This window comes from Nitrospinota bacterium (genome assembly GCA_035528715.1).
Taxonomy (GTDB): domain Bacteria; phylum JADFOP01; class JADFOP01; order DATKYB01; family DATKYB01; genus DATKYB01.
This window is the reverse complement of the sequence record DATKYB010000057.1, coordinates 1-23,384: the sequence shown is the minus strand read 5'-3', so window position 1 is coordinate 23,384 and position 23,384 is coordinate 1. Positions and strand designations below refer to the sequence as shown.

Annotated in this window: 21 protein-coding genes; 15 read left to right on the top strand and 6 right to left on the bottom strand. The window is 34.9% G+C overall.

Annotated elements, in window-relative coordinates:
* The first annotated feature begins 262 nt into the window (after window positions 1–262).
* From VMW81_04720 to VMW81_04710, 3 genes are all read left to right on the top strand, one after another.
* Window positions 263–2,977 (top strand): sigma 54-interacting transcriptional regulator, encoded by a 2,715-nt coding sequence (locus VMW81_04720; GenBank protein ID HUU50239.1) that lies wholly within the window; start codon window positions 263–265, stop codon window positions 2,975–2,977.
* A gap of 30 nt (window positions 2,978–3,007) precedes the next feature.
* Window positions 3,008–4,381 carry a sigma-54 dependent transcriptional regulator gene (locus VMW81_04715; GenBank protein HUU50238.1) on the top strand — a complete coding sequence of 458 codons (1,374 nt, stop codon included), beginning with the start codon at window positions 3,008–3,010 and terminating at the stop codon, window positions 4,379–4,381.
* Window positions 4,382–4,675: 294 nt separating this feature from the next.
* The gene (locus tag VMW81_04710; GenBank protein ID HUU50237.1) at window positions 4,676–5,029 is read left to right on the top strand and encodes a response regulator; all 354 of its coding nucleotides are present in this window, start codon (window positions 4,676–4,678) and stop codon (window positions 5,027–5,029) included.
* 6 nt (window positions 5,030–5,035) lie between these two features.
* Here VMW81_04710 and VMW81_04705 read toward each other — a convergent pair whose 3' ends face one another.
* From VMW81_04705 to VMW81_04690, 4 genes are all read right to left on the bottom strand, one after another.
* Window positions 5,036–5,821: a DUF3108 domain-containing protein gene (locus VMW81_04705; protein HUU50236.1), complete on the bottom strand. Its 786-nt coding sequence runs from the start codon at window positions 5,819–5,821 to the stop codon at window positions 5,036–5,038.
* A 1-nt stretch (window position 5,822) separates the two neighbouring features.
* Window positions 5,823–6,788: an ROK family protein gene (locus VMW81_04700; protein ID HUU50235.1), complete on the bottom strand. Its 966-nt coding sequence runs from the start codon at window positions 6,786–6,788 to the stop codon at window positions 5,823–5,825.
* A 12-nt stretch (window positions 6,789–6,800) separates the two neighbouring features.
* Window positions 6,801–8,138 carry a glycerate kinase gene (locus tag VMW81_04695; protein HUU50234.1) on the bottom strand — a complete coding sequence of 446 codons (1,338 nt, stop codon included), beginning with the start codon at window positions 8,136–8,138 and terminating at the stop codon, window positions 6,801–6,803.
* Window positions 8,139–8,286: 148 nt separating this feature from the next.
* Window positions 8,287–9,507 (bottom strand): glycosyl transferase, encoded by a 1,221-nt coding sequence (locus tag VMW81_04690; GenBank protein HUU50233.1) that lies wholly within the window; start codon window positions 9,505–9,507, stop codon window positions 8,287–8,289.
* A 155-nt stretch (window positions 9,508–9,662) separates the two neighbouring features.
* On the opposite strand from VMW81_04690, the gene mpgP reads away from it, so the two are divergent.
* On the top strand, window positions 9,663–10,493 hold the full coding sequence (gene mpgP, locus VMW81_04685; GenBank protein ID HUU50232.1) for a mannosyl-3-phosphoglycerate phosphatase: 831 nt from the start codon (window positions 9,663–9,665) through the stop codon (window positions 10,491–10,493).
* A gap of 4 nt (window positions 10,494–10,497) precedes the next feature.
* On the opposite strand, the gene VMW81_04680 is transcribed toward mpgP, so the two are convergent.
* Together VMW81_04680 and VMW81_04675 are read right to left on the bottom strand one after the other, a co-directional pair.
* Window positions 10,498–11,061, bottom strand: coding sequence for an arginine decarboxylase, pyruvoyl-dependent (locus VMW81_04680; protein ID HUU50231.1), 564 nt, complete (start codon window positions 11,059–11,061; stop codon window positions 10,498–10,500).
* A gap of 102 nt (window positions 11,062–11,163) precedes the next feature.
* Window positions 11,164–11,754, bottom strand: coding sequence for a MarC family protein (locus tag VMW81_04675; protein ID HUU50230.1), 591 nt, complete (start codon window positions 11,752–11,754; stop codon window positions 11,164–11,166).
* A gap of 158 nt (window positions 11,755–11,912) precedes the next feature.
* On the opposite strand from VMW81_04675, the gene VMW81_04670 reads away from it, so the two are divergent.
* The 11 genes from VMW81_04670 to VMW81_04620 all read left to right on the top strand — a co-directional run bounded on the left by VMW81_04670 (window position 11,913) and on the right by VMW81_04620 (window position 23,287).
* Complete coding sequence (locus VMW81_04670) at window positions 11,913–12,548, top strand: DedA family protein (GenBank protein ID HUU50229.1); 636 nt, start codon at window positions 11,913–11,915, stop codon at window positions 12,546–12,548.
* A gap of 135 nt (window positions 12,549–12,683) precedes the next feature.
* On the top strand, window positions 12,684–14,546 hold the full coding sequence (locus VMW81_04665) for an aldehyde ferredoxin oxidoreductase C-terminal domain-containing protein (GenBank protein ID HUU50228.1): 1,863 nt from the start codon (window positions 12,684–12,686) through the stop codon (window positions 14,544–14,546).
* A 302-nt stretch (window positions 14,547–14,848) separates the two neighbouring features.
* Entirely contained in the window at window positions 14,849–16,147 is a 1,299-nt protein-coding gene (gene mtaB, locus VMW81_04660; GenBank protein ID HUU50227.1) for a tRNA (N(6)-L-threonylcarbamoyladenosine(37)-C(2))-methylthiotransferase MtaB, read from the top strand.
* Window positions 16,122–16,940, top strand: coding sequence for an SAM-dependent chlorinase/fluorinase (locus tag VMW81_04655; protein ID HUU50226.1), 819 nt, complete (start codon window positions 16,122–16,124; stop codon window positions 16,938–16,940). The genes mtaB and VMW81_04655 overlap by 26 nt, the downstream gene beginning before the upstream one ends.
* Window positions 16,941–16,964: 24 nt before the next feature.
* Window positions 16,965–17,963, top strand: a complete 999-nt coding sequence (locus VMW81_04650; GenBank protein ID HUU50225.1) for a 2-hydroxyacyl-CoA dehydratase — start codon at window positions 16,965–16,967, stop codon at window positions 17,961–17,963.
* A gap of 4 nt (window positions 17,964–17,967) precedes the next feature.
* On the top strand, window positions 17,968–18,747 hold the full coding sequence (locus VMW81_04645; protein HUU50224.1) for an acyl-CoA dehydratase activase: 780 nt from the start codon (window positions 17,968–17,970) through the stop codon (window positions 18,745–18,747).
* 18 nt (window positions 18,748–18,765) lie between these two features.
* Window positions 18,766–19,197 (top strand): DUF1178 family protein, encoded by a 432-nt coding sequence (locus VMW81_04640; protein HUU50223.1) that lies wholly within the window; start codon window positions 18,766–18,768, stop codon window positions 19,195–19,197.
* A gap of 68 nt (window positions 19,198–19,265) precedes the next feature.
* Window positions 19,266–19,568: an MTH1187 family thiamine-binding protein gene (locus VMW81_04635; protein ID HUU50222.1), complete on the top strand. Its 303-nt coding sequence runs from the start codon at window positions 19,266–19,268 to the stop codon at window positions 19,566–19,568.
* Between the two features lie 332 nt (window positions 19,569–19,900).
* Window positions 19,901–20,767 (top strand): lipoyl synthase, encoded by an 867-nt coding sequence (gene lipA, locus VMW81_04630; GenBank protein HUU50221.1) that lies wholly within the window; start codon window positions 19,901–19,903, stop codon window positions 20,765–20,767.
* Between the two features lie 9 nt (window positions 20,768–20,776).
* Window positions 20,777–21,943, top strand: coding sequence for an alanine transaminase (gene alaC / locus VMW81_04625; GenBank protein HUU50220.1), 1,167 nt, complete (start codon window positions 20,777–20,779; stop codon window positions 21,941–21,943).
* An 18-nt stretch (window positions 21,944–21,961) separates the two neighbouring features.
* The gene (locus VMW81_04620) at window positions 21,962–23,287 is read left to right on the top strand and encodes a homoserine dehydrogenase (protein ID HUU50219.1); all 1,326 of its coding nucleotides are present in this window, start codon (window positions 21,962–21,964) and stop codon (window positions 23,285–23,287) included.
* Window positions 23,288–23,384 lie beyond the last annotated feature (97 nt).

Sequence of the window (23,384 nt, the reverse complement as noted above, 5' to 3'; positions counted from 1 at the left end):
TTTTATATAAATTTACCCCTTGATTCTCTTAATAGATTTAAAAACAAGAAGATATAGATTTTTTATTATGCCTTTATTTTTTCTCTACTAATTAAACGTTTCTCTATATATTAAATTTTCTATCCTATTGTAAAATCAAATTTAATTTTATTTTCTTAAATGCCGATAAAGGTAGAGTAATGTTGTATTAATTTTCTGAGGGGTTAAATTGTATTAAAGAATAACATCTTATTTTATCAGAATTTTTAGTGAAAGAGATGATATGCCAAATCGGGCTAAAAAGATATTAATAATCGATCAGGATTTTAGGGATAGGCAGAGTTTAAAAAGAATCCTGGAAAAATATTATATTGTTTTGACTTGTGACAATATAGAGGAAGCATTATCGGTTTTAAAACTGGTTGAGATAGATGTTTTGTTACTAAAACCAGTCAGGCCCTTTAGAGCTTCAGAAATTATAAGATTACAAAAGGCTTTTAAAGATACAGAGATTTTTATGGTAGTGGATGAAGCGTTTCTAATAGAAGGGAAGATTGTATTTAAAGATTTGGTCAAGGGTTTTATTTCACGGCCTTTTGATGCAAAGACAGTATTAGAAAAGATAAGCTACATACAAGATGAAGCTGATAATTCTTCCTTATTTCCAGAAGATGATTCTGAATTATTAAGCAAATTAGAGAAATTCGGTTCTGAGATTGTCGATAAAGTTAAATCTGCAATCCAAAGCAATTTCCCCGTAATCATATCGGGAGAGTCTGGGACGGGCAAAGCTGAGATAGCGAGAATAATTCATGAGAGTGGGATAAGAAGTAATAGTCCATTTTTCAGAATCAGCTGTAAGGCATTGACATCAAAGGATCTCGAAAAGGCTCTTTTTGGATATTTTGATGAATTTGGTAAGAAGATTGATGGGAAGCTCAGTTTAGCCCACAAAGGTACTCTGTTTATAGAAGACATTGAAAGCATGGTTTTAGATATTCAGTTGAAATTCTTGGATTTTATAGAAAGAGGCAAGCTGGGTGAAATAAATGGAGAAAGAGAGGTTCCATTAGATATAAGGATCATTACATCAACTTCAAAAGATTTGATTCAATCTGTAGAGGCTAATGAATTCTTGGAGGAATTATATCTTAGATTAAGTGTGATCACAATTCATCTTAAGCCCCTTAGAAAAAGAACGGAAGAGCTACCAAGGCTTATTGAAATGACAATGAGAGACATCAAAAAAGCAACGGGCCTTACAGAGAAGAGTTTTACCTCTGAACTTATTAAGAAATTACAAGATTATGATTGGCCAGGAAATATTATTGAACTTGAGACTGCTATAAAAAGGGGATTCGTTCTGACAAAAAAAGATAGAATTACAAATATTGAGGGATTATTTGATAAGAGATGGAAAAAAAGTTTTAAGAGATTGAAGAAGGATTATTCTCCTCCTTTCAATGGGTTATTAATTCAAAAATTCAGTAACCTAATGAGTTCCATAGATAACTTGGATATCTTTTTAGAAAATATCAAAGAAGTTTTTTCAGAGATTATGGATATAGAAAGAATAGCTATCTTTCTTTTGGAAGAAAACAATCATTTAGTTCTTAAGTCCTCATTAGGTTTTTCAGACAATGAAATAGAGTTATTGAAATCTCTTAAACTAAAACAAGATCTATCTGTTTTTGAGAAGTTACAAGATTGTCCCTCAGTTGTCTATAGAGATAATGAGGAAGAGAAAGTTAGAGAATTGACTACTCTCCTGAAATTATTGGATGCATCTTTTTGCATTCCATTAATAGTAAAGAATAAAATTATAGGACTTTATATATTTGGAGAAAAGAGGTCCCGTGAGAGCTATTCTCATACAGAGATGGATATTCTTTTGAAATTAACCTCTCAAACATCTAAAATTATAAGTGATCTAATAGGCGATAGAGATATTTTAAAGAGAATAGAGAGGGTATCTGTTGTATTAGAAAAGGCTCAATGGGGGGTTTTATTAATAGACAATAAAGGGGTTATAACTAATTTCAATTCAAAGGTTCTTGAGATTTTAGGTTATGAAGAGAAAGATATTTTGAAAAAAGGCATATCTGTGCTTGATGCTAACCTCGAACATCTTATTATGAATGCGATAAAAGAAGAAAGAACATATTTTAGATACGAAACAAGATGGATGTCTAAACTCGGAAAATGGATTCCAGTGAGCGTCGGGTTTTCGTTGCTAAAGGATAATAAAGGTAATATCTATGGTGGAATCATTGTTTTTTATGATTTATCTATTATAGAGAAAGCAAAAATCGTTAAAAAGGATTTATCAGAGTATAAGATAATGGATGAAATGGCTACTCGATTAGCCCATGTTGTAAAAAACCCTTTGGTATCAATCAAGACCTTTCTCCAACTTTGGCCTGAGAAATTTACAGATTCAGAGTTTAGAGTAAATTACTATAATGTTGTTCTTCAAGAGGTAGACAGACTCAATAATTTTGTTGAAGATATATCAAGATTAACCTATCCTTTACAACTTAGTTTGAAGAGAAATAATATTAATGATATAATAAATTTAATTTTGTTGAATTATAAGGAAGAGTTATTAACAAAAAAAATAGAGATTTCTGAAGAGTACTTGAGGGAAATTCCAGATATTAGGTTTGACAAAAAAGAGATAACCCGTGCATTATCGAATATTATTTTAAATGCTATTCAATCAATGCAAAAGGGAGGGTTCCTTTCTATAAGAACGGATACTTGTACTGCAAGGGACAAGAGATATATAGAAATTCAGATTTCTGATACGGGTTGTGGTATATCTCAGGATTCGTTAAAAAGTATAACAATACCCTTTTTTACTACAAAACCTGGGTCCCTGGGGTTGGGTTTAACCATAGCAAGCAAAATAGTTGGTGCTCATAAGGGAAGGATTACAGTAAGAAGTAGTAAAGACAAAGGAAGCACCTTTATGATTTTCATTCCTATAGATTTATAACAGTTTCTTAATTATCTTTGGTATCAAAACATGAAAAAAAAGATATTAGTGGTTGATGATGAATTAAGTACCAGGGAGTCTTTAAGAATGATTTTGAAGGATAAATATAGTGTCCTTACTGTTGAAAGTGGTGAGGAGGCTATAAAGAGTGTAGGGAAGGATTATCCTCATCTTATTTTTCTAGATATTTTAATGCCAGGCATGGATGGTATTGAGGTCTTAAAGGAATTAAAAGAGATTGATAAGGATTTGATTATCATAGTGATTACAGCTACGAAAGCTATCGAGACAGCAGTAACAGCAATGAAGTTGGGGGCATATGATTATATTATAAAACCCTTTAATGTTGATGAAATCAACTTAATTGTAGAGAAGGCCCTAAGAAACCTAGACCTTGAAAAGGAGGTTCAGTATCTTAGAGCGGAGGTAGATAAGACTTATAGTTTTGATAATATCATTGGTAAAAACAAGGCAATGAGAGAAGTCTTTGAGACTATCAAAAGGATAGCCCCACGAAAGAATAATATCTTGATATATGGTGATAGCGGTACGGGTAAAGAATTAGTGGCAAAGGCTATTCATTTTCACAGCCTCAGGAGAGATAAGCCATTTGTTGCAATGAACTGTGCAGCTATACCTGAGACTTTGATAGAAAATGAGCTTTTTGGCCATGAGAAGGGAGCTTTTACTGATGCGAATAGTAAAAAAATAGGAAGATTTCAGATGGCAGATTCAGGCACCCTCTTTTTAGATGAGATAGGAGATTTAGCTTTTTCTGTTCAAGCCAAGATACTGCGAGTTATTCAGGAAAAGGAGTTTATTCCAGTAGGCGGGACAAAGAGTGTAAAGGTTGATGTAAGGATAGTTGCAGCAACAAATAAGGATTTAGAAAAAGAGGTCGAGAAGGGGAATTTTCGAGGTGATCTCTACTATCGTATAAATGTTGTCCCTATATTTCTTCCCCCTTTAAGAGAAAGGAAAGAGGATATTATTCTCTTAGTGCATCATTTTTTCAAGAAGAATGCTGAAGATCACAATGAAAGGGTGAAGAAAACATCTCCAGAGGTATTGGATATCTTTTTAAATTACCCTTGGATTGGTAATGTGAGGGAATTGGAAAATGTAATAGAAAGGGCTGTGGCACTTTCAAAAAGTGATACGATTTCTGTTGAAGACCTTCCCTCAAGCCTGAGGAATATGACGAAAATAAATCTTTTGAAAGCCTCGGTTTTAAAGGGAGAGATGTCATTTGATAATGCTGAAGAGGAGTTTGAAAGAGATATCATATTGAGCGCTTTAAAAGATGTAAATTATATTCAGAGCCATGCAGCCAAGATGTTAGGAATAAGCAAAAGAATATTGAAGTATAAGATGGATAAGCTTGGGATAAAAGAAAAAGGATAATTTCTACTGAAGAGTACAAAAATGTAACTCTCTCAATATCTTAATAAGTATCTGAATTTTAAGGATTAAAACTATTTTCTAAAATTAAATATACAAAATTGTAACTCTTGAGGTAAGGCCTTTTATATATCTAATAAAAGGCCTTTTCTTTTTATTAAATTAACTTAAATATATTCAACCCCTTACAAATGGTAAGGGGTTTTTTATTTCTTGTAATATTATGGCACAAGTATTGCACAATTAAATAGATTTGATATTTTAAACTTAATATATTGATTTTACTTAAGATATTAAATGGAAAAAACTAAAAAGATATTATTTGTTGACAAAGAAAAGAATGTTTGCAAGGTTATGGAAGATTCCCTTAATCTTTTTGGTTTCAATGCCATAAGTAGAAGAGATAGTCAAGAAGCATTATCCCTTTTAGAAAAAGAAGATTTTTCTCTTGTCATAACCAACGGAGGGATTGGGATGCTTGAGGAGATAAAATCTAAAAAGCCAGATTTGCCGGTCTGTGTTATAGTGGAATACTCTTCTCCCACAATAGCCAAAAAAATTCTCAATGCTGGTGCTGATAGTTATATGGTAAAGCCTTTCTCAATTACCGAAGTTAAGCAAACTATAGAGAAACTCTTAAAAATAGCTTAACAGATCCTATTCTTTATAGTCAATCAACCTTGCATTAACAGAACCAATAAAAATTCTTGTTTTCATCATTACAGGAAGCTTTTTCTTATCATTTGTAAGCCATATAAAGATATTTCCTTTATGTCTAAAAATCCCTTTAAAATCTATATTTTCTAAAATTGCTTTTGTTAAGATAGTATCTATTTTGCCAAATATTGTTTTTAGTTTTTCCCTTTTTACTATTTGAACCTCTACTCTATGTGTCTTTTTGCCTGAAAAAGTATCTATATAAACAGATTTTCCAACAGTTAAGTCCTTGGTTCTAAGAAAATAAAGGGTTGAGAGGGGATCCTGTACCATTGACGGAACAGAAAATTCTAGTGGAGGATTATCATTTTTTGTAAAAAAAGCCTTATTATTTTCTTGATCAAAGATAATAATCCTGTTCGCTCTATAGCGACCTTCCCTCTGCATGATTGAGTAATACCATGGATAGATGCCAGAGGTATCAATATAGGAATGAACCCTATCTTTAACTTTATATATAAGGGATACGAATTCTGAGGAATCTGCTTGAGATGCAATATGATAGAGTTCCTTATTCCATTTATTGATTTTTCCTTTGATACACATCTTGGCTGTTCCTGCAGATATTCCCATCCAGGTTATACTATATGTTAATTCCTCTTTTTCAGTAAATGGAATATTGTCAATTGATGATCCTTTTGACTCTTTATAATAATAGGAATAGAGAGGATTGATATAGAAAACAGTAAAGATAATAATAAAAATGAATACTATCTTTTTCTGCATCTTAAGTTTTATGGAAAAAAGGATAAATCGAGCCTAAAATCCCTGCTTTATTACCTAATTTTGAAGGAAGGACTTTTAAATGTTCAACACCCCTTAAAAAAGCCCCCTTCTTTAATTCTTTTAGTGTTGGTCTAAAGAGAATTTCCCCTGAATGACTAACTCCTCCGCCTAAAATTATTATTTCCGGATTTAAAATATTTACTAGGTTCGCCAATCCTATACCGAGATATTCTGCTGTTTCGTGGACTATCTCCAGGGATAACCTATCCCCCTTTTTTGCCTCATTAAATATCAATTCTGAAGTCAGTTTGTTCCTCTTTTTTGATAGGGAGGATACCCTTCCTTTATTTAAAGCTTGGATAGTTCTCTTTACAATTCCAGTAGCAGAAACAAATGCCTCTAAACATCCTTTATTACCACAATTACATTCTAAGCCATCTTTTTCAATAATCATATGTCCAATTTCGCCTCCCAGATCATCTCTGCCATGCCATATTTGACCGTTTAATATTATTCCTCCACCAACTCCTGTGCCAATGGTGATACAAATAAGATGATCAACACCTTTGCCATTTCCCATCCAATACTCGCCTAAGGCAATTGCGTTTGTATCCTTTTCTAATATTACAGGAACATTAAATTCTCTTTTGATAACATTTTTCAAAGGGACACGTTTCCATCCTGGTAAATTTGGAGAATTAAAAATTATCCCTTTCTTTGTATCAAGAGGTCCTGGTGAGGCAATACCAATTCCCATTAAATGATTGGAGAGAATATTCTCTTTATCGATGAGATTATGAATAATTTTTTTGATTCTTTTTAATACACTTTCAACCCCTAATTGGGCATGGGTAGGCTGAAATTCTTGCTGGATAATCTTGGGTGTATTGTCAAAGAGAGCTGCTTTTATGTTTGTACCACCAAACTCTAATCCAACAAGATATTTTTTTTGTTTATTGGGCCTCAAAGACAACCACCTCTATTGAACAAGCATGATTCTCAGGTCCATAACATTAGTATTGGTAGGACCGGTTATTAATAAGTCTTCCAATTCTTTAAAAAAATTGTAGGAGTCGTTATTTTTAAGATATACATGAGGATCAAGATTTAATTCCATTGCCCTTTTTATGGTATAGTTGTCTCCAATAGCTCCTGCAGCATCAGTAGGTCCGTCAGAACCATCAGTTCCTCCGCTGAGAATAACAACATTTTTAAGGTCATCAATTTCAATGGACCCAGCTAATGAAAATTCCATGTTTCTTCCTCCTTTACCGTTACCCTTTATCGTTACAGTAGTCTCACCACCGGAGATAACACACGCAGGAGTTTCTATAGGATTTCCAGAGCTTAGGATTTCTTTTGCAATGGCTGCATGCATCAAGGCAACATATTTTGTTTCTCCTTCAATATAGGTAGATAAGATGAGAGTATTGTATGCGAGTTGCTTTGCTCTTTTTTCCGCAGCCTTTACTGCGAGTATATTACTTCCAATGACAAAGTTACGGGTCTTTTTAAATACCGGGTCTCCCTTCTTGGGGGTTTCACTAATCAAATTTTTTAGACCTTTGTTTAAATGTTCTTTTACGGAGAGAGGTATTTTTTCTAGTAAATCATAACGGTTTAGGATATTTACACAATTTTCAAAAGTGGTTTGGTCAGGAACTGTCATGCCTGATGCAATTGATTGGAGATCATCACCAATAACATCAGATAATATCAGGGTTATTAGACTGGCCGGATAGACAATTCTGGAAAGTTGACCACCTTTAATCTGAGAAATATGTTTTCTTATAGTGTTTATCTCAATTATATTTGCTCCACAGTCTAAAAGGAGCTTTGTAACGAGCTGTTTTTCCTCGAGGGTAATACCTTCAGATGGATAAGGCATTAAGGCCGATCCTCCTCCCGAAATTACACATATAATAAGATCGTCAGCATCTCTATTCTTTGCTAATTCTAAAATCTCAAGGGTTCCTTTAACCCCTGACTCATCTGGAACAGGGTGGGCAGCCTCATTTATCTTTGTCCTCTTTAAATTTTCTACATGACCATATTTTACATTTATAACGCCTGCTTTAATCCTATCTCCAAGGAGTTCTTCTAAGGCAAGAGCCATAGAGGCTCCAGCCTTACCCCCTCCAACCAAATAAATTTCCTTGAATTGAGAAAGATCAATTTCTTTATCATCTATTTTCAAAGTATTTCCATCTAATTTTACATGGGTCTTAATGGCTTCAATGGGATCAACTGCCCTCAGTCCATGTTTAAATATGTCGTTTGCATCTCTTCTCATTTTGTTAATATTATTTTTTTTCATAAATTATATTCTCCCTATAAGATGAGATAATCTAATTGCCCTTTTTGTTGATGATGAGAATAAGTGAGATTTTGAAATCATATCTTATAGAAGAATGGGGTTTGTAGGACCATCTTTAATATATTGAACAAAAAGACTCCTAAGGATTCTACTCATTGTCTTTTTCTACTGCATCATTGAGCATAGGCAAGAAGTCAGGAATCGCTGCGTCGACTCTGTTCCAATTTGGTATCAGTCTTATTTCAAAGGGATTTTCTAAAAAGACCTCGCTCGCCATCTTTACTCCTCTAGTAAAGGCTTCAACAGCCAGTCCTTCTTCATGTCTATCAAAACCAAGTCCATTTATTGCAGCATCATCCTCATAGCGTTTGATGTTGTCTTGTGCTGTCCTTAGATATTTTGTTTGTAAGGTTCTAAAAAAACCATCCGAAAAAACTACACCTTCAGTTGCCAAGGTTCTGAATATACTTTTACAGATATCGATGGACATTTTTAAAAGGCCTTTTTCAGGATCGTCAGGAGATAGAACTTGGTGCTTATGGTCATAATTTCCACAGAGTTCTACCTGACATACTCGATTAATTGCACAGTTCCTATACACCTCTGCTAAAACGCCGACCTCAAGGCCCCAATCTCCTGGTATACGATTTATTCTTGCTAAATCAGCATCCATGGAGAATTCTCCTGCTAATGGATAGCGAAAACTATCAAGATAGCTGAGGAAAGGGACATTATGTAAATTATTACCTATGACAGATTCCATAGCCCTAATAAGGGGGGTTACTAAAAGACGCGTAACCCTTCCATGGAGCTTATTCGTAACCCTGCTGTAGTATCCTTTACAAAACTCGTAGTCCAAGGTAGTGCTAGTTGTTGGATAACATAGCCTTGCTAAAAGCTCTCTGCTGTATGTAAGAATATCACAGTCATGAAGGGCAATAACCTGACTCTTACCGCTTGCCAGGACATATCCATAGGCCATCCATGCTGATCTTCCTTTTCCTTGTTCACCGATGTCCAGTCCGTTATTTTCTAAAAGCTTATAGAGTGATTGAAACCTCTTTCCATCATTCCAGATTATTCTCACCTCTTGGGGAAGAACAGAAAAGAATTTTTTGGCGTGGTTGAACTCTTTTTTATTAGCCATACCAAGGGCTACAACTATCTGTTTGAGATACCGCACATTTTTTATTTCGTCAATAATCTTCGGCAGTGCCTCTCCTTGGAGCTCTGAGTATAAGCTGGGGAGAACCAACGCAATTGGTCTTTCTTTGGAATATTTTTCTAATCTTCTTTCCAGATTTTCTAAGTCCAGTTTTCCCAGTCTATGTAAGGTTGTTATTACGCCTGTTTGATGAAAATCACCCATTTTTGTTCTTCTATAATTATTTTATAAATATAATTATTATGATATTATTATACAGAATATAATTTGTCAAACATTCTATGGGTTTTTTTGAAATGATATAATTAATAAAGTAAAAAAATTCCCTAGTATTTAAAAGACTTCTAAGGACAATAGAATTGAAAAGAAATCCAATCATCTTTACTGATATTGATGGAACACTCGTTGATCATTCAACCTATTCCTTTGAACCTGCTCTTCCTGCTCTTAACCTAATAAAAAAATATCATATTCCTTTAATCTTCTGTAGCAGCAAAACCAGAGCAGAGATAGAAGAATATCGAAAAAAAATGGAGATCTTTCATCCCTTTATATCAGAAAATGGTGGAGGCATCTTTATACCCAAAGATTATTTTACACACACCTTTAAATATACCAAAGAAAATGATGCATATAAGATAATAGAGTTAGGAATCCCTTATAAGAAGCTCTGCCTTGTATTAGATGATATCAAGACAAAGCTCAACTGTGACATTAGAGGATTTTTTGATATGAAACCAGAAGAAATCTCGAGTGTTTGCGGTTTAAGCTTTAATGAAGCTTTATTATCGAAAAAAAGGGAGTTTGATGAAGCTTTTGTTATTAAAGGAGATAATAGACTTCAAAATAAGGTTTTAAAAGAGATTAAAAGAAGGGGGTATCAATACACAAAAGGAGGGAGGTTCTTTCATATCACTGGTGAAAACGATAAAGGAAAAGCGGTTGAGATCCTTAAAGCTCTATATGAGAAAAAGTATTCTCATATAATAACCATTGGCCTTGGAGATAGTTTTAATGACAAACCCCTTTTAGAAGGGGTTGATATAGCTGTTTTAGTTAAAAAACCTGGTGGGACTCATGACCCAGAAATAGATATGAAAGGTTTGATAAAAGTTGAAGGGATTGGTCCAAAGGGATGGAGAGATTATATTGTCAGCTATTTATCAACTATGGATTGTAAAAGGCAATGAATGATTAAAGGATAAATACTGCTGCTGCTAAAACAGTGGTCCAAAGTCCCTTTTTATCTCCCAAGGCCGATTGGGATATGTTTCTTGTTTGGACTATTCTTCCATCCATCCGCCAAAGTTCTTTTCTGTCATCCCAGTTTTTGTCTTCGTCAAACTCTATTCCTAATGTAGCAGCCAACATGCTCGCAGCTATATCCTCTGCATAATCTCCAGCTATAGTTTCTGTTTCACCAAAGGAATGGTGCTCACTGAGATATCCATAGTGAGATGTTTTATCATAAGGGATAGCCAGCCCAATGCTAGAAGCTATCAGCCTGTTGGGTTCATTTGTACTGTTTTCGCTCAATACACAATAACAGACCTGACCTGGGGATAACTTTTCTATACCCTTTTTCTGAGAAATAACCTTACAATTAGGAGGAAAAATACTCGACACTCTAACCAGGTTTTGTTTTTCTATACCAGCATCTTTGAGTGCTAACTCAAAGGATTCCAATTTTCGTCTGTGGCGTCCCACTCCTTTTGTCAAAAACATCTCTTTTGGTACCATTATGTGATTTGACATCATCTGTTTTACAAGTCCTCTCTTAAAAAATTTTTTGTGAATATAGTATAAATTAAAAATTTTGGCAAGTTAAAAAGTTTTCTATTTCATTTTATATGTTCTTTATTACACCTTGTTTATGATTTCAATAATTCCCAGCCTAATCATCATTACCCCAATAGCAGCAAGGAGAAGACTCACAACTTTCGATGTAGCTTTTAATCCCCCTTCTCCAATGAGATTGATGATCATATTTGAGCTATAAAGAGCGATACAAGCTATAAGCAGGTTTAAGATAAGTGATATGGTAGTAATGATTACACCATAAATATCTACCAGGATTATAATAGTGGTTATGACAGCTGGACCCACAATAAGAGGCATACCAATAGGAACAACCCCTACAGTTGAGCCTGGTTCTCGCCTCTTCTTTTCTGGAAAGATTATATCTATGACAGCTAATACAAGTAAAATTAAGCCGCCAGCAATCTTAAAATCTGCAACAGTAACCCCAAGAATAATGAATATCCCTTTCCCAAGGAAGGCAAAAGCAAGACTTACAACAGTGGCAGTAATAATTGACTGCCATATTATCTTATTTCGTGTCTTTATATCTAATTCATCAACGAACGATAAAAAGATGGGGATAATCCCAACAATATCGACAGCTACAAATATTGGAATAAAAGTCAAAATCAAAACATTTACTAAATCCATAATCCTTTGAAAAAGATATTAAAAAAATTTATAAAATTATATCTTTTTTAAGATTTTGTTCAAGTATAAAAAAACAAATTTCGAAATTTAAAATTGACACAAAAACTTTTATAATGTATAGATAGCGAAGTTATTTTTGTTTATATAAAGGTAATATTTTGGATTTTTTAGATGACTATATATTCAATTTTTTAATTGTTCACTCAGAATTTTTTATCTATTCAGTTATTTTTCTATTATTGTTTCTGGGAGGATTGGGTTTACCTCTGCCCGAGGATCTGATCATTCTTGCTGGAGGATATTTAGCGTATGAAGGTTATGCTCACCTCTATATGGTTATCCCCATTGCTATATTTGGGGCTGTGGTAGGTGATTTTACAGTCTATTTTATTGGCAGAAGTTTTGGGGAAGGGTTTATAAGGTTCAGATATCCAAAGAGATTTTTATCAAAAAAGAATTTGGTAAAAATCAGAAATTACTTCTCAAGGCATGGGAATAAGACAATATTCTTTGCAAGATTTGTTGCTGGATTTCGAATGGCCGTATATCTGGTTGCAGGAACTTTAAAGATAAGTATCCCTAGATTTATTTTTGTAGATTCACTGGGAGCCTTTATCAGCGTTCCCATTGTTGTTTTTCTCGGCTATTTTTTTGCTGAGCAAATTACACTTCTTCTTCTCATTATCAACAGATTAAAGTTTTCCATTTTATTTATTCTTATTATCTTTTGTGTACTTTACTATATATATAAGAAAAAAAGACCTCAAAGACAAACTAGCATCAAAACATTTTAGATTAAATAAGGATTTTAATTTATTAACTTTGATGAGGGGGATTTATAGGTGGATAAATACTAATAAGGTATAAAGGTATAATTATTGTTTAAATGATGTTTAGAGATAATCATTTTTCTGGAGGAGATGAAACTTATGATCAAACAAATAGCTTTGGAGATAGATGCTCAAAAAAAGTCATTTAAAGAGGTGAATCTTGAAGATGAGAATATCATTGGTCCAGTGGATTATGGTTTTAAGATGTACAAGAAGGGAAATTACTTTTGTTTTGGTTCGGGTTTGTTTGCAGGGACTATCATTCCAGGAACAAGCAGGTTGATTTTTTGTGGAGGCTCACCCCTCTGGGGAAATTTTTATATATCAACAATGGGTGGTGCTGGAACGGTTTTTAATGGATTGGGAGTAAATTATGTTTCCATAAAAAATGCCTGCGATGATTATTCCATGCTTATGCTAAGAAAAAAGGAAGGGAAGCTAGATGTATCCTTTAAAAAGATAAATGTTGAGGAGATATGGAAAGGTTATAAGAATAAAACCGGTTTTTATGCTTTACAGGAATATGTATTTGAAAGGTGGGGTAAGGAGTTTGATAAATGTCGTGTTTTAGCAACAGGCCCTGCTTCTTTAAAGACAATTATGGGAGCCATTGGTTCTGCTCCTATCAACCATGAGGTCTCCTATGTAGATTGTTGGGCGGGAAGGGGTGGCTTAGGCTCTAAATTGGTTCAGGACCATCGTATCGTTGGTATCATTTATGGAGGAGATTATAAAAGATCAGATTCTTTAGGTGATAATATTGATTTGGACAAATACTTCAAAGAGGAGTTTGGTAAAAAAATGATCCCTCAAACAATGTTGGCTACTACAAAATATCGCTACGACCCAAAATTCGAAACCGGAGGAACCTTTGGAGTCAATTTCGCAAGATTGAAAGACCTTCTGTTTACTTTTAATTATGCATCTGTCTACCTTACAGACGATGAGAGGATGAAAATACATAATAAGTTTATCGAGGGGCATTATCTCAAACAGTTTAATGAGGAGACAATCGTCCCAAAGAAATTTAAGACCTGTGGTGAGCGTTGTGGTGCAGTCTGTAAAAAGATGAGAGGGAAATTTAAAAAAGATTATGAGCCTTACGAGACCATGGGGCCAAATTCCGGAATCTTTGATCAAAGGGCTGCTGAAAAGCTCAATCACTATGCGGATGGCTTGGGATTTGATGCCATCCAGATAGGGGGGACCATTTCTTGGATAATGGAAATCATTGCTAAGGGAATAGTAAAAAAGGAAGATTTGGGATTAACCATGGAGCCCAAGTTTGATTATAAGAACTTTGACGTTGTTAAGGATTCGATGAGCAATGCAAAGTTGGGTATTGAGATATTGGATATGATCATGTCAGAAGAGCGTGGTGCAAAGTTCAAAAACGGGATAAGAAACTCAGCAAAAGAGCTGGACAAAGAGCTAAAAAAGAATACGATTGATTATGCTGTATATAATGCCTTTGGAGAAAAGGGCTGTATGGTTCCCAATCAATACTGGGTTCCCGGGATGTTTTCGCCCATGCCGATTATGGGTAAGTACTTCTCGAATTATGACTTTGATTTTATAGAGCCAAAAGAGCTGGGCAAGAAGAATGCAGAGAGGATGATAAAGGAGCTTTACATGGATAATACGGGAATGTGCCGGTTTCACAGGGGCTGGGCTGAAACCTTAATTGAAAAGCTCGTCAACAGTTATTACGATGTGGATATCGATTACTTTAAACACCACAAAAGACTTGCCTCTGAAATAAGTAAAAGTAACAGACCAATATTTTGGGAGACAGAGAGGGTCATTGATATCATGAAGGCATATGTCGAGAAAGCAAAGAGGGATTGTCCCAAAAACGAAAAGTTAGATCAACTGGCAGAAGATCTTAAGAAGGATAAAGAAAAAGCAGCCAAAAAGTACTGGAATGAGATAAAAGAAGGTGTGGAAGAGGGTTTAAAGTAAGGTAATTCGTGATCATATTACTTTTGATTCTTCTTTCAATAAATATATAAAAATATTGTACAAGATTTTTAACTGCCTGCGCTCTTACCCTTTTTAGAATCTTTGAGTTAAAGACTCAAATATTTTTAGTTGGGTTCTATTCATTATATATTTCTACCTAAAAAGGTTATCTATAACCTTAAGTAGCCCATTTATTCTAAATACCACTGAAACCGTATTAGTTAAATTATTTGTTTTTTTATCTAACAAATATTAAAATAGTAAATAAATTCTATAGGTTAGATAAATGTAGAGGAAACAAAATGAAAGTTGCAATAGGAACGCTTGGATGTAAGCTCAACCATTTTGAGAGCGAGGCAATTCAAGAGGACTTTGAAAAAAATGACTTTGAGATGGTCAATTTTAATAAAAAAGCAGACGTTTATGTCATTAATACATGTACGGTTACTGGAAAGAGCGATTACCGCTCAAGACAACTGATTAGAAGGGCTATCAATAATAATAAAGATGCTTTTATCGTTGTGACAGGCTGTTATGTTCAACTAAAAAATGATGAAATTGCTCAGATTAAGGGTGTAGATCTTATCTTAGGAAATGAAGAAAAATTTGAGATCATTAAGTATCTCAATGGTTTGAAAAGATTAGATAGACCCAAAATTATTGTAGGGGATATCAACAAAAAGAGGGACTTCTCATCCCTATATATAAAAAGATTCAGAGGATATACAAAGGCCTTTATTAAAATTCAGACTGGTTGCGATTTTAGCTGTGCTTACTGCTCGATTTGGCAGGCAAGGGGACCGAATAGAAGTGAGAAGCCGGATTTAGTGGTAAAACAGATTGAAGAGTTGACAAAGGCTGGGTATCAGGAGATTGTTTTAACAGGGGTTTGCCTTGGAAATTACGGAAACGATTTGGGAGAGGGTGTAAATTTAGCAAATTTATTAGAGGAAATAGAAAAGATAGATGGACTCAAGAGATTGAGGCTCAGCTCTATAGAGCCTGTTGAGGTTAGCGATAAACTCATAGATATTATGGCTCACTCATCAAAGATATGCCACCATCTCCATATTCCCCTCCAGAGTGGGGATGACCATATCTTAAGATTAATGAACAGAAAGTATGATTCTAAATTGTACAGAAGACTGATTAATAACCTGAGAAAGAAGATTCCTGATATAGGCATTGGAGCTGATGTGATGGTAGGCTTTCCTGGTGAGACAGAGGAGAGATTTCAGAATACAAAAAGATTTATCGAAGAGCTTTCGGTAACGTACCTTCATGTGTTTAATTTTTCTAAGAGAGAGGGGACAGTAGCTTTCAACATGGAGGGACAGGTTCTAGCTGATATCAGGAAGAAAAGGAGCAAGATTTTAAGGGATCTGGGTAGGATGAAGCCCCTTGAGTTTAAAAAGTCTTTTTTGGGAAAGGGTTTAGATGTTTTAATCGAAAACACAAGGGATAAAGATAATCATTTGTTAAAGGGCTTTACAGGGAATTACATCAAAATATTCTTGGATGGCCCAGATACTTTGATGGGAAAGATTATTTCAGTAAAGCTAAAAGAGATAAAAGATGGAAATGTCTATGGAGAAATCTAGGCCTATTATTACCCTGATAACAGATTTTGGTTTGAGAGATCCCTATGTGGGTACCATGAAGGGGGTTATGCTTAAGATAAATCCAGAGCTTAGCTTTGTGGATTTAACACATGAAATTGAGTCTCATAATATTTTAGAGGCTGCAATGATTTTAGGTTCTGCCTATCGCTATTTCCCAAAGGATACGATTCATTTGGTTGTTGTTGATCCAGGTGTTGGGAGTGATCGAAGACCTATTTTGGCTTTAACGGATAAATATTATTTTGTCTCTCCTGATAATGGTGTTTTATCCTTTGTCTATAAGGACCCGGGCCTAAAAAAGGTATTGGAGTTAGGTGCAAAAAGATATTTTTTGGATGAGGTTGGCGATACCTTTCATGGAAGGGATATTTTCTCACCTGTTGCCTCCTGGCTTTCTAAAGGCGTGGATGTATCTTCATTTGGAGACGAGATTCATAATTATGTCCAGATTCCTATCCCAGAATCCGAGCTTGAAAATAACAGAATAAAGGGGAGAATCGTCTATGTTGATAAGTTCGGGAATCTGGTATCCAATATAAAAATGTCCTTATTTAGAAAAGCCTTGTCTGCCTCATCAAAAAAGAAGTTTAAAATCACTTTGGGGACATTAGAGATAAATGAGATTAATAAATATTATATTGAAAAGGAAAAGGGGACTGCGTCCGCCCTTTTTAATAGTTGGGGTAATTTAGAGATTTATGTCCCAATGAAGAGTGCCAGTAAAATCTATGGTATTAAAAAAGGGAAAAAGATAACTATTGATTTTATTTAGATATCAAATGTGCCCGGAGATAATATGGGAAAAATCGGATTTACAACGACCATACCAATAGAGGTAATTTTTGCATCGGGTAATATTCCTTTGGACTTAAACAATATCTTTATTAATGATAAAGACAGCATGTCATTGGTTAGAAACGCAGAGATAAAAGGCTTTCCTAGAAATATGTGCGGTTGGATCAAGGGGTTATATGCTGTGGCAAAAAAACATAAAATAAAAGAGGTCATTGCCGTTACTCAGGGGGATTGCAGCAATACGTATGCATTAATGGAGATATTGCAGATGGATGGGGTTAAGATTATCCCTTTTGCATATCCATATAATAGGGATAAAGACCTATTAAGACTCCAGATCAATAAGCTGATGGAGACCTTAAAAGTAAAAGAGAGGGATGTCATTGAATCCAAAAAAAGACTTGATAAGATTAGGGAAAAAGTCCACAGAATAGACCGCATGACATGGGAGGATAATCTTGTATCAGGCTTTGAAAACCACCTCTATCTGGTCTCAACAAGTGATATGAACGGAGACCCTGAGAAATTTGAGAAGGATATAGATAATTTTATCTCCTCCCTCAGAAAAAGGAAACCTAACAATAGAGAGGTTAGATTAGGTTTTATAGGGGTACCCCCAATATTCACCAACTTATATGAATTTATTGAAGCTAAGGGGGGAAGAGTTGTTTTTAATGAGACCCAGAGGCAGTTTGCCATGCCTTATAGAACCGATGATATTGTCGAACAGTACAGATTGTATACATACCCTTATGGCATCTTCGGTAGGATAAGGGATATTGAGGAACAGGTAAGAATAAGAGAGATTCATGGCCTTATTCACTATGTCCAAGCCTTCTGCTATCGTCAATTAGAAGATCTTATTTTAAGGTCTAAAGAGAATAAGATCCCTATCCTAACACTTGAAGGGGACCATCCCATTGAGCTTGATGCCAGGAGTAAGATAAGAATAGAAGGTTTTATAGAAATGTTAAAAAATAAGAATAAGAGGAACAATTGATTAAATGCGAATCGGTATTGATTTAGGAAGCCGGGAGATAAAGCTTGTTTTTTACAATGGTAGGGATTTTATAGAAATGAAAAAATACGAAACAGTCGAGTTCTATAAAAGGTTCGGGAAAAAGGGTAAAAAGGGAATCAGAATAGACCTTGTTGATTTCCATTCATTTTTAGAAAATGTACCTATTGAAATATTAAAAAATTATGATAAATTAGTAATTACAGGGTATGGAAGAAATAACCTTAACATAGAAAACGCTGAAATCATTAGTGAGATAAATGCTCATGTAAAAGGAGCAAGATATCAGACAGGATTGTCTAATTTTACATTGACAGATTTAGGCGGTCAGGATTCAAAGGTGATTTTTGTTAAAGAAGGAGATGTGGTTGACTTTATCATGAATGATAAGTGTGCGGCTGGAGGAGGAAGATATCTCGACAATATGGCGCGGATATTAGGTATAACTTTAGATAAATTAGGAGAATATTATAAAAATCCTGTTCAGATAAATTCTACGTGTGCCACTTTTGGAGAATCAGAGATGCTGGGTAAGTTAATGGAGGGTTATAAGGTAGAAGAGCTGTGTGCCGGGATAAATGAAGCGGTCTTTAATAGAATTTTTCCAATATTGAATAGATTTGAAAGTGATAAATTGATATTATGTGGTGGAGTCGCAAAGAATGGCGCCATTAAAAAAATGATTGAACTCAATACAGGCAGAGAAGTTATTGTTCCGAGATATCCCCAGTTTAATGGTGCCATAGGGTGTGTGGTCGATTTTTAGAAAATCAAGGATTTAAAAATGATAGCATATGATTTAAGATGTAAAAATGGACATGAGTTCGAGGGTTGGTTTAAAGATCGAAAGAGCTATGAAAAACAGATGAAATCAAAACAGATTACGTGTCCTAACTGCAATAATACAAATGTTGAGATGATTATTACTGCATGTGCCATAAGAACAAAGAGCAGTAAAAAAGATGAAGAGAGAAAAAACAAGATTGCAGATGTAGAAAAGATGGCTGGAAAGACTGCGAGAAAGATCAGCAACTACATTCGAGATAATTTTGAATATGTGGGTTCTGAATTTCCACAGGAAGCAAGAAAGATACATTACGGAGAGGCAGAAGAAAGAAATATTTGGGGCACATCAACATTAGAGGAAGAAAAAGAGTTGAGAGAGGAGGGAATTAAATTCTTTAAAATTCCAAAACCTATAAAATACGATAGTTAAATTAAAAAATGAAAAGATGTTTTCTAATAACAAATGATGTATAAACGCTTTTTAAGAGGAGTTACACAATGCTTGTAGAATTTAGTATTGTCCCCACAGATAAAGGGGAGAGCCTTAGCAGATATGTAGCAAAGGTATTAGATGTCATTGATAAGAGTGGTCTTGCTTATAAATTGACTCCCATGGATACTGTTGTCGAAGGAGAATGGGATGAGATTATCCCCCTCATAAGGAAGTGTCATGATATTATGAGAGAGCATTCAAACAGAGTACTTACATCTATTAAGATAGATGATAGAAAAGAGGCAAAGGGAAGACTTGAAGGCAAAAAGAAGTCAATAGAAATGGTTTTAGAAAGGAAATTAAAATAGGATTTAGTTTTCTTTATAGATTTAATTAAAATCAATTCAAATTAAAAGAGTTTTGTAACTTTAGATATTTCAATCAACATATCTTTTTTCTGTTCCCTTCAAATCCATATTAAGAGGCTAAATTTTTACCATAAGACAAAATCCTCTTTTTACCCGGAAATCATAATTTACGAATAAATCTGTATTAGCTTATTGAAATTTTTGGAGTAAACAAAAAATCTTGACTTTAATCATTATTTAATTATAGTATAAAATTTTTACTATTTTCTAAGGTATTGTATTTAAATATTTAAAAGAATAATAATTTCATTTTATTAAGATAATTTTAATATATGAAAAAGAGATTTCCTCCTTGGTTAGTAAAAAGGGCTTCTCATGGTGAGGATGTTCATCGTATGAAGATGCTACTGCGAAAAAAAGGTCTTCATACAGTATGTGAAGCTGCTCGTTGTCCCAATATTTGGGAGTGTTTTTCTAAGCCCACAGCTACCTTTATGATAATGGGGGATATATGTACCAGGGAATGTGGATTTTGTGGGGTAAAAAAGGGCAATCCGGGTCCATTGGATAAAAACGAAACAAAAAGAATAGCGGAGTTAGTGAAAGAATTAAATCTTAAGCATACCGTCATAACTTCAGTTACGAGGGATGATCTTGATGATGGAGGAGCAGAACATTTTGCTAAAACAGTAGAGGAGGTCAGGGAAAAGACACCAGAGGTAACCATTGAGGTTTTAACACCCGATTTTAAAGGATCCGTGGAATCCTTAAAAAAGGTTGTTGATAGTAAACCAGATATATTCAATCATAATTTGGAGACGATTCCAAGGCTGTATCCTTTTGTAAGACCAGAGGCAAATTATCAAAGATCTCTTGATCTTTTAAAGAATATTAAGGAAATGGAAGGAGATATTATCACAAAGTCTGGACTAATGCTGGGTTTAGGTGAAACACGCAAAGAGGTTATTGATGTAATGAAAGATTTAAGACAGGTCAATTGTGATATAGTTACTCTCGGTCAGTATCTCAGGCCTTCAAAAAAGAGTCTGCCGGTTAAGGAATATGTCTTACCAGAGATATTCGAGAAGTACAAAGAGGAGTTGCAGGGCATGGGATTTCTCCATGTTTTTGCAGGTCCCTTTGTGAGAAGTTCTTTTAATGCAGAGGTCGTTATGCAAAATAGTCATATGTGTAGATGAGGGAGTTATATGTGGACGTTTCAGAGAATCAAACGCTTACCGCCCTACATCTTTTCTCAGATTGAGGAGCTCAAAAGACAAGCGAGGAAAAGGGGTGAAGACATCATAGATTTTGGAATGGGAAACCCAGACCAGCCAACACCCGAACATATCGTTAAGAAGTTATGTGAAGCAGCGGAGAAGCCTCGAAACCACAGATATTCAGCTTCAAAAGGGATCCCTAAGCTCAGGCTGGCCATTACTAACTGGTACAAGAGAAACTTTAAAGTGAATCTTAATCCAGAAACCGAGGCCATCGTTACTATTGGCTCGAAAGAGGGGCTTTCTCATTTGACCTTAGCTATAATTGGATCTGGGGATTCAGTGTTGGTACCCTCTCCAACCTATCCCATTCATTCTTACGGAGTAATTATTGCGAATGGTGATGTTGTCCATGTGCCCCTTATCAAAGGAGAAAATTTTTTAGAAAGTCTGATCAAAAGTTACAAGCATCATTGGCCAAGGCCAAAGGCCATGGTCTTGAATTTTCCTCATAATCCAACAACGACCTGCGTAGATTTGGACTTCTTTAAAAAGGTTGTTGCTTTTGCAAAAGAAAACAATATTATTGTAATCCACGATCTTGCCTATGCAGATCTGGTATATGATGGTTATAAGGCACCAAGTATTCTACAGGTAAGAGGGGCAAAGGAGGTTTGTGTAGAACTCTTTACCCTCTCTAAGAGTTATAGTATGCCTGGCTGGAGAGTGGGCTTTGTCGTAGGTAATTCTAAAATCATAGAGGCTTTTACAAGAATTAAAAGCTATTTAGATTACGGGACGTTTCAGCCAATTCAGATTGCCAGCATTATAGCCCTAAATGGTCCAAAGGATTGTGTGGAGAGGATAAGGAGTAAATATCAGAGCCGAAGGGATGTTTTGGTATCAGGGCTTAATAGGATTGGCTGGAAGGTTGAAAAGCCAAAGGCAACGATGTTTTTATGGGCCGAGATTCCTGATAAGTATAAAAAGATGGGTTCATTGAAATTTTCAAAATTATTATTGAAAAAGGCTAAGGTTGTTGTATACCCAGGTATTGGTTATGGGGAATATGGTGATGATTATGTTAGGTTCGCATTAATAGAGAATGAACATCGTTCTAAACAAGCAATAAAGGGGATTAAAAATATTTTCTAAATAAGAGGAATTTCAAATTTGAAAACAATTAATATTGGTCTTATCGGCTTTGGAACAGTAGGACAGGGTGTAGTAAGAATCCTCAAGGAGAATCGTAAAGTAATTGAAGAGAGGTTGGGTGCTGTTCTTCATCTCAAAAAGATTGCTGATATAGATATAGAGACCCCTAGGGCGGTCAAAGTAAATAAAAATATTCTTACAAAAGATGCTAAAGAGATATTGAAAGACCCTGAAATAGATATTGTTATAGAACTCATTGGTGGTCTTGAGCCGGCAAAGACATTTATCTTAGAGGCCTTTGATAATGGTAAACATGTGGTTACAGCCAACAAGGCTCTTTTAGCAGAGCATGGGGAGGAGATCTTTACCAAGGCAAATGAGAAATCATTGAATATAGGCTTTGAGGCGAGTGTTGGTGGAGGCATTCCTATAATTCGTTCGCTGAAAGAAGGTTTAGTGGCTAATAACTTTCTATCTATTTATGGGATTATTAATGGTACTGGAAATTATATCTTGACAAAAATGACAGATGAAGGTGGCAAGTTTGATGAGGTTTTAAAAGAGGCCAAAGAGAAGGGGTATGCTGAGGCTGATCCTATATTGGACATAGAAGGGATAGATTCTGCTCATAAGATAGTTATCCTTGCTTCTATTGCATTTGGTACCTATTTTCCTTTAAAAAATGTTTATACTGAAGGGATAACAAAAATTACGCCAATGGATGTTCAATATGCGCTAGAGTTAGGTTATAAAATAAAACTCCTTGCTATCGCTAAAAAATATAATAATAAAATTGATGTGAGGGTTCACCCTACAATGATCCCGATGCAAAATCTCATTTCAAAAGTAGATGGAGTATTAAATGCTATTTATACTACTGGTGATGTTGTAGGGGAGAACATATTAATTGGTAAAGGAGCCGGTTCACTCCCAACAGGAAGTGCTATTGTAGGAGATATCGTCGATATTAGCAGAGAACTAATTGTTGGTATTGAAAAAAAGATTAGGGTTCCATCCCTTTCTTACAGAAAAGAGAGTATCCGGCCATTGACTCATATGGATATAAAAGAAGTTGTTTTAGAATATTATCTGAGATTTTCAGTATTGGATAAACCCGGCGTTCTGTCTAAAATCTCAGGTGTTTTAGGTGATCATAATATCAGCATTTCCTCGGTTCTTCAAAAAGGAAGAAGGGAAAAGGGGTCAGTTCCTGTTGTAATGATGACCCATGAAGCAAAAGAAGAGAACATGCAATCAGCCTTAGTAAAGATTGATAAATTGGATATAGTGGCGGATAAAACAATGCTAATAAGAGTAGAGGAAGGTAAGGAGAGCAAAGAGTGATCCACTGGAAAGGAATTATTAATCACTACAGAGATTTCCTCCCCGTTAACGATAACACAAAAGTGGTGACATTAAATGAGGGGAATACCCCTCTTAT

Coding starts and splice junctions, on each gene's coding strand:
- VMW81_04665 (HUU50228.1), top strand. CDS start 12,684: ATGATCAAACAAATAGCTTTGGAGATAGATGCTCAAAAAAAGTCATTT.
- VMW81_04645 (HUU50224.1), top strand. CDS start 17,968: ATGCGAATCGGTATTGATTTAGGAAGCCGGGAGATAAAGCTTGTTTTT.
- alaC (HUU50220.1), top strand. CDS start 20,777: ATGTGGACGTTTCAGAGAATCAAACGCTTACCGCCCTACATCTTTTCT.
- VMW81_04695 (HUU50234.1), bottom strand. CDS start 8,138: ATGAAAAAAAATAATATTAACAAAATGAGAAGAGATGCAAACGACATA.
- mtaB (HUU50227.1), top strand. CDS start 14,849: ATGAAAGTTGCAATAGGAACGCTTGGATGTAAGCTCAACCATTTTGAG.
- VMW81_04640 (HUU50223.1), top strand. CDS start 18,766: ATGATAGCATATGATTTAAGATGTAAAAATGGACATGAGTTCGAGGGT.
- lipA (HUU50221.1), top strand. CDS start 19,901: ATGAAAAAGAGATTTCCTCCTTGGTTAGTAAAAAGGGCTTCTCATGGT.
- VMW81_04715 (HUU50238.1), top strand. CDS start 3,008: ATGAAAAAAAAGATATTAGTGGTTGATGATGAATTAAGTACCAGGGAG.
- VMW81_04705 (HUU50236.1), bottom strand. CDS start 5,821: ATGCAGAAAAAGATAGTATTCATTTTTATTATTATCTTTACTGTTTTC.
- VMW81_04720 (HUU50239.1), top strand. CDS start 263: ATGCCAAATCGGGCTAAAAAGATATTAATAATCGATCAGGATTTTAGG.
- VMW81_04710 (HUU50237.1), top strand. CDS start 4,676: ATGGAAAAAACTAAAAAGATATTATTTGTTGACAAAGAAAAGAATGTT.
- VMW81_04635 (HUU50222.1), top strand. CDS start 19,266: ATGCTTGTAGAATTTAGTATTGTCCCCACAGATAAAGGGGAGAGCCTT.
- VMW81_04680 (HUU50231.1), bottom strand. CDS start 11,061: ATGATGTCAAATCACATAATGGTACCAAAAGAGATGTTTTTGACAAAA.
- VMW81_04690 (HUU50233.1), bottom strand. CDS start 9,507: ATGGGTGATTTTCATCAAACAGGCGTAATAACAACCTTACATAGACTG.
- VMW81_04675 (HUU50230.1), bottom strand. CDS start 11,754: ATGGATTTAGTAAATGTTTTGATTTTGACTTTTATTCCAATATTTGTA.
- VMW81_04655 (HUU50226.1), top strand. CDS start 16,122: ATGGAAATGTCTATGGAGAAATCTAGGCCTATTATTACCCTGATAACA.
- VMW81_04650 (HUU50225.1), top strand. CDS start 16,965: ATGGGAAAAATCGGATTTACAACGACCATACCAATAGAGGTAATTTTT.